The sequence below is a fragment of the Microbacterium sp. MEJ108Y genome, assembly GCF_000834175.1.
GTDB classification, from domain to species: Bacteria; Actinomycetota; Actinomycetes; order Actinomycetales; family Microbacteriaceae; genus Microbacterium; species Microbacterium forte.
The window spans coordinates 26,439-33,161 of the sequence record NZ_JXQX01000029.1 but is presented as its reverse complement, the minus strand read 5'-3'; the positions used below and the strand labels follow the sequence as shown (position 1 = coordinate 33,161).

Genomic DNA, 6,723 nt, shown 5'->3' with positions numbered 1-6,723 from the left:
TCAGAGGCTGCCACCCGCCCTACCGCAACCCGAGGGGGCCGAGCACGATCCGCTGGCGCGTGCGCACCCAGACCACACCGTCGGCGCGCCGTTCGGCTCGGGTGGCGAAGCGGTAGCGATACGACACCGCTCGCACCCACCGAGGCGGCTCGCCGTCGAACGGGTCGATGCGCAGCAGCGCGAGGGTCGGAGCATCCGCTTCGAGGAGTCGCAGCAGGAACACCGTGAACCAGTCGTCGAGTGAGCGCCCGAGCGGCAGGAACCACATCAACCAGTCGAGCCGCAGATGGTACGGCGCGAACTGGCGAGGGATGCGGCGCACGTCGCCCGGCTTGCCTTTGAACTCGTATTCGCGCCACAGCAGTCCATCGTCATCGACCGATCCCTCGACGACGATCTCGATGCGCTCCTTGGTCAGGGTGCCGAAGGCGCCGTAGGCGTTGCCGATCTGCCACCTGTTGAAGCTCGCGTTCATCAGCTGGCGACGAGCGAACAGGTTGCGCAGGGCCGGCCAGCTCAGGGCCACGACGAGGATCCCGACGGCCGTGGTGATCACGAACCAGTACAGGGGGATGCCGGGCCACAGCGACTCGTCAGGGTCCGCTCGCTCGGCGACCGGAGCGCCCACCCCCGGCATCCCGATCGCCGAGAACGCGATGACGATCGTCACCCAGTTCAGCCAGGCGAAGTTGCCCGTCGCGACGAGCCACACCTGCGTCGCGATCACGATCACGGCGGCCACGGCCCCGACGATCTGCGGCACCGGTCCGGGAACCCACACCGACAGCAGCGGCGCGAACACGAAGAAGGGCACCACGAGCTGCGCGAAGTGGTTGCCGACGACCTCGCCGCGATGGAACCACCGAGGCAGCAGGTGCGCCTGACGGCTGAGCGGCCCCGGCATCGGCTGCGTCTCGTGGTGATAGGTCAGCGCGGTGAGGTCTCGCCACTCCTGCCCACCGCGGATCTTGATCATGCCGGCGCCGAACTCGACCCGGAACAGCAGCCACCAGAACAGCACGATCACGACGGTCGGCGCCGGCTGGTCATTCGACCCGAGGAACGCGGCCAGGAACCCCGCCTCGAGCAGCAGCATCTCCCAGCCGAACGAGTAGAAGGTCTGCCCGATGCTGACCACCGACATGTATCCGAGCCACAGCGCGAGGAAGCACAGCATCGGCACCCACGGCGGACCCCACTGCGGAACGCCGATGACGAGCAGTGCCGAGACGACGATCCCTGCCCCGCACAGCAGTGCGAGTCGTCGATCGGAGTACCGGATGCGGACGAAGAGGGTCGGATGCAGCATCCGCCGCCGCTCGCGCTTCTCGCCGATCCAGTCGAGCAGCACCGGCGCCGGCAGCAGCCCGTTGTCGCCGAGAAGCGCCCGGAACTGGTTCAGAGTCGAGACGAACGCGACGAGGTGCAGCGCCGCGATGCCCCGCTGAAGGACCTCACGGGCGAAACCGAAGTCGACCGCCGCGAACCCGTCCACGGCCACAGGCTACGCCCCGACCGCACAGCGCAGGAGGGGGTTGCGGACAGCCGGCACCGCCACCCGCTCCGGCGGTCGTCGAGCGAGCCCGGCGAAGCCGAGCGAGACGAAACGCGGTACCGATGCGCTATCGGCTCGCCACGTTTCGTCTCAGTCGACTCCGTCGTCTTCGCTCAACGACCGGCGGGATGTCGACGGTCGACAGGCGGGTCAGGTCAGCTGACGACCCAGTCGAAGTCGTCGCCGTGCTCTTCGAGCCATGCGTCGACGGCATCCGCTTCCTTGCCCTCGCCGTACTCGTTGACGACGAGGTCTTCGAGCGAGCCGTACTGCGCGTCGTCGAGCTTGATCTGCTCGATCAGCTCAGCGGCCTCGGGGTACTCCTCGGCGAAGCCCTTCGTGCCGAGGAAGTGCAGGGCCTCGGCCTCGCCCATGGCGCCCTTGGGGTCTTCGAGGTCCTTCACGGGGAAGGCGTCGTTGGCCCAGAACGGACGCCACAGCGTCACGACGATGTCCTCCTGCTTGTCGGTCGCAGACTTCAGCTCGGTGAGCATCGCCGCGGTCGACGAGGTGACGAGCTCGTACTCGCTGTCGAGACCGTACTCGGGCATCATCTTCTGGGTCTGCGCCGTGAGGCCGGCCCCGGGCTCGATGCCGAAGATCTTGCCGTCGAGCTCTGCGCCCTTGCCGGCGAGATCCTCGATCGAGTTCAGGTCGGAGTACTCGGGAACCGCGAGCGTCAGCTTGGCGTTCTCGTAGTAGGCACCGAGATCCTCGATGTCATCGCCGTAGGTGTTCATGTACTCGGCGTGCGTGAGCTCGGGCCAGGCCGACGGGTAGATGTCGACGTCACCCTGCGCGAGACCCGTATACAGGGGGCCGGCCTCGGTCAGCGTCTTCATCTCGACCGTGTAGCCGATCTTCTCGAGCTGGTCCTGCAGCAGGTACGCGGTGCTCAGGCCGTCGGTCCACGAGGGCAGGAAGCCCAGGGTGATCGTGCCCTTGTCGCCCGAGCCGGACTCGCTGCCGCCGGTGTCGCCGCCGGTTCCGCCCATGCCGTCGCCGCTGCAGCCGGCGAGGGTGAGGGTCGCTGCGGCGCCGATGGCCGCGATCGTCAGGATCTTCTTCTTCATGTGTATCTCTCTCGTTCCGTATATATGTGCTGTGTTGCTGTGTACTGCTGTGTTGCGTGTTCTCTTGCGGGAGGGATGAGTCAGTGCACGCCGCCGCCGACGGGGGCGCGGCGCGGGGAGGCCTTCATGCGCTCGGCCTCGTCTTCGGCATCCTTCGCAGCGGCTGCCTCGGCCGATGCGGGGGCGGATGCTGTGGCCGGCACCTCGGCGGATGCCGCGGCGAGGCGCTTCTGCGTGCGACGCCTAGCCAGCAGGCCGAGCAGCGACGAGCGGTTGCTGCCCAGGTCGCCGAGCGCTGCCGTGACGCGGTCGAGGAAGACGGCGATGAGCACCACGCCCAGTCCCGCCTCGACGCCCTTGGCGATGTTGATGGTCGAGATCGCCTCGACGACGATCTTTCCGAGGCCGTCAGCACCGGCCATGCCGGCGATGACCGCCATCGACAGCGCGAGCATGATGACCTGGTTGACGCCGGCGAGGATCGTCGGCATCGCGAGCGGAAGCTGGATGCCGCGAAGGATCTGACCCGGCTTGGCGCCGAACGCCTGGCCGGCCTCGACGGTCTCGGAGTCGACTCCGCGGATGCCGAGCTCGGTCAGTCGCACACCGGGAGGCAGAGCGAAGATCACGGTGGCGACGAGTCCGGGGACGACGCCGATGCTGAAGAACACGATCGCCGGGATCAGGTAGACGAACGCGGGCATGGTCTGCATGAAGTCGAGCACGGGCTTCAGCACCGCACGCACGGTGGCGTTGCGGGCAGACCAGATGCCCAGGGGCACCGCGATGAGCACCGCGATCGCCGCCGCGACGAGAACCAGGGCGAGCGTCTGCATCGCCGGCACCCAGAGACCCATGGCCACGATCAGTCCGAAGGAGATGACCGTGCCGATCGCCAGCTGCCACGAGCGGACGAGCCACGCGATGAACGCGGCGATCACGATGATGACGACGAAATGCGGGCTCAGGAGCGCGCGGGTGAGTCCGTCGACCAGGAAGCTGACGACGAAGGAGATGACGTCGAGCAGACCGTCGAGGTTCGTCTTGATCCAGTCGACTCCGGTCGCGACCCAGCTGCCGAGGGGAATGCGGAAACCATCCATCAGCGCACCTCCTCTGTCTTCACGGCGTCCGCCGGGTCGGCGGTCCACCCGTCATCGAGCACTGCATCGATCTCGGCCTGCGGCATCGGAAGAAGCGGCAGGGTGAGCTCGCCGGTCGCTCCGGGGCCGGGGCCCAGGGCGGCGAGCAGGGTGATGCGCGGAATCACGCCGGTCAGGCGCCCCGTGGCATCCACCACTGCCAGCGGCAGCGGCGACTCCACCGACGGGATGAAGAGGTTCATGAGGACCTCGTCTTCGCTGACGCTCTGCGGCACCGGCTTGATGATCGACGCGAGGGTCGACACGCCCTGGCGGACCAGCCTGACGGCGTCGCGGTCGGTGACGATGCCGAGCAGCTTGCGGTCGCGGCCCGTGACGTACGTGGCCGACATGAACGCGTCGCGCATCTGGCGCAGCGCCGTGCGCGGGCCGGCGGTCTCGGCGACGACCGGGCGCGGGCGCTCCATGACGTTCGCGGCCGTGAGCACACGAGCGCGGTCGACATCCTGCACGAACTGCTCGACGTAGTCGTTGGCAGGGTCCATGAGGATGTCTTCCGGCGTGCCGATCTGCACGATGCGGCCGTCGCGCATCACGGCGATGCGGTCGCCGAGGAACATGGCCTCGTTGAGGTCGTGGGTGATGAAGACGATCGTCTTCTGCAGCTTCTCCTGGAGTTCGAGCAGCTGCTCCTGCATCTCGCGACGGATCAGCGGGTCGAGGGCGCTGAACGCCTCGTCCATGAGCAGGATGTCGGAGTCGGCCGCGAGCGCACGGGCGATGCCCACGCGCTGCTGCATGCCTCCCGACAGCTCGGACGGCAGCTTGTCGGCCTGTCCCTCGAGGCCGACCAGGGTGAGGATCTCCTCGGCCTTCTTCAGGCGCTCGTCCTTGCCGACGCCCTTCAGCTCGAGGGGGTAGGCGACGTTCGCGGCGACCGTGCGGTGCGGCAGCAGTGCGAAGTGCTGGAACACCATCGAGATGCGGTCGCGGCGGATCTCACGCAGACGCGACGACGGGATGCCGGTGATGGGGTCGCCGTTCACGACGACCGATCCGTCGGTCGCGTCGTGCAGCCCGTTGAGCATGCGGATGATGGTGGATTTACCGGAACCCGAGAGGCCCATGATCACGAAGATCTCGCCGCGGTTCACGGTGAAACTGGCGTCGATGACGGCGGCGGTTCCTGCGTCGCCGACCTCGGATCTGCTCTCACCGGCCTTCAGTCGACGGACGGCACTGCTCGGATTCTTCCCGAACACCTTGTACAGATTGCGCGCTTCAAGAGCGATTTCGGACACGTTTCCCCTGCGGCTCGCCTTCGGGTGGCTGAGCCTGCTTCGGTTACGCCCGGGTGATCCTCCCGGCCGTTTCGACATGGTGCTGTGGCGGCGCGGACGGCGGATTTCGGATCCACCGCGATAGAGCATCGACCGTACGTCCACGCCTCTTCGCAGCACAGCACATTCGAAAGAAGGACGTGATCGCGGACTGGTCTTCGGGCCGTCAGGCCCACCAACCAACGTAACGAAATGGCCGGTCAGGGGCAAATCCGTCAATTTTATCGACGTTCAGTTTCGTCGGCTGACCGGGGGATTGCGCGGGTTTCGGACGCGCGTGCGAGGTCGGGCGTGGCGGGGTGCGACACGGGTCAGCGGGCGCGCCGCGAGACCGTGGCGTGCGCTTCCGACGTCCCTGTACACCTGTGAAGTCCGGATGCCGGGAAGTCGGACTCGCGAGGCGCTTTCGGACTCGCGAGGCGCACGCGGTCAGCGACGGATGCTGCGCGTCACGGTGAACTTCGGAGTGCGATGCACCTGCTCGGTGGCGCCGACGAGGCGGGTGAGCTCAGCTCGGTAGCCGAGCGACGAGTTGTAGACCGTGAACAGCTCTCCGCCGGGGCGGAGGATGCGGGCCGCGGCCTCGAACAGACGGGTCGCTGCCCCGGTGTGCACGCTGCTGCCGAGATGGAAAGGCGGGTTGAGAAGCACGACATCGGCACTGGCGTCCGCGATCTCGGAGCCCGCGTCGTCGTGCATGACGGTGACGCGGTCTGCGACGCCGTTCGCGGCGACCGTTGCGCGGGCGGAGGCCACTGCCGCTGCCGATCTGTCGGTCGCGATCACGCGGGAATCGGGGTGCGCGAGAGCGTACGAGACGGCGAGCGCGCCGGTTCCGCAGCCCAGGTCGACGACGACCGGGGGCGGGCTCGGCTCTTCGGCGTTCACAACGCAGCATGAACCGGCCACATCGGCCGGTTCTGGGGCGTTTTCAGTACGTGCCGGCTCATCCGTGCTGAATTGTGAACCATCGAGGCCGAGCACCTCGAGCAGCACACGCGTGCCGATGTCGAGGCGAGCCCCCGCGAAGGCACCGCCGTGCGCGACGAGGGTCAGGCCGCCGTGCCGCGCTGTCACGGGGAACGGCGGCTCTGACGGCACCGGTCGCGGCCCGGATGCGACGACCAGCCGTGACTTGCGCTCCGCCCGCTCGGCCTGCACATGCGCGAAGCTGCGCCCCAGCACCTCGTTCTGCGCGATGGTCATGTGCTTCACGCGGCCGCCGGCGACGAGCACGACGTCCGGGGCGGCCCAGCGCGCCACGGCATCCGCGATCTCTTCGAGCTCTGCCAGCGCCTTCGGCAGCTGCAGCAGCACGAGTCGGGCGCTGCTGAGCAGAGAGGCATCGAGCTCGTGCGACGAGAAGCCCGAGAGGCCCAGCTCGTCCGCGTTGCGAGCCAGCGCACGGCGGCCGGTCGCGAGGTCCTGGTGCACGCGGATGCCGTCGAGACCGGCATCCGTCAGCGCGAGGGTGATCGCGCCGTATTCGTCGCCGATCACCGCGATGTCCGACCCGGCGACCCCGAGCGCGAGAGCCCGCTCGACCAGCAGCAGATCGGTCGCGTCGTGGGCCTGCAGGTTGTCGGCCTCGACGTCGGGCCAACGGCGCAGTCGATCGAAGGGGAAGTCCACTCCTTCAGCCTAGGAGCGCC

5 protein-coding genes are annotated in these 6,723 nt (G+C 68.0%); all 5 read right to left on the bottom strand.

From position 1 onward, the window contains the following. Positions 1-19 precede the first annotated feature (19 nt). Entirely contained in the window at positions 20-1,495 is a 1,476-nt protein-coding gene (locus RU09_RS13085; RefSeq protein WP_042541232.1) for a lipase maturation factor family protein, read from the bottom strand. A 215-nt stretch (positions 1,496-1,710) separates the two neighbouring features. Further along, positions 1,711-2,628: a glycine betaine ABC transporter substrate-binding protein gene (locus tag RU09_RS13080; RefSeq protein WP_042541230.1), complete on the bottom strand. Its 918-nt coding sequence runs from the start codon at positions 2,626-2,628 to the stop codon at positions 1,711-1,713. Positions 2,629-2,708: 80 nt separating this feature from the next. Beyond that, a complete protein-coding gene (locus RU09_RS13075; protein WP_042541229.1) occupies positions 2,709-3,731 on the bottom strand; it encodes an ABC transporter permease in 1,023 nt (340 codons plus the stop codon). Beyond that, positions 3,731-5,032 (bottom strand): quaternary amine ABC transporter ATP-binding protein, encoded by a 1,302-nt coding sequence (locus RU09_RS13070; protein ID WP_042541227.1) that lies wholly within the window; start codon positions 5,030-5,032, stop codon positions 3,731-3,733. The genes RU09_RS13075 and RU09_RS13070 overlap by 1 nt, the downstream gene beginning before the upstream one ends. A 468-nt stretch (positions 5,033-5,500) precedes the next feature. Continuing rightward, on the bottom strand, positions 5,501-6,703 hold the full coding sequence (locus RU09_RS13065) for a methyltransferase (protein WP_042541226.1): 1,203 nt from the start codon (positions 6,701-6,703) through the stop codon (positions 5,501-5,503). Between the last annotated feature and the right edge of the window lie 20 nt (positions 6,704-6,723).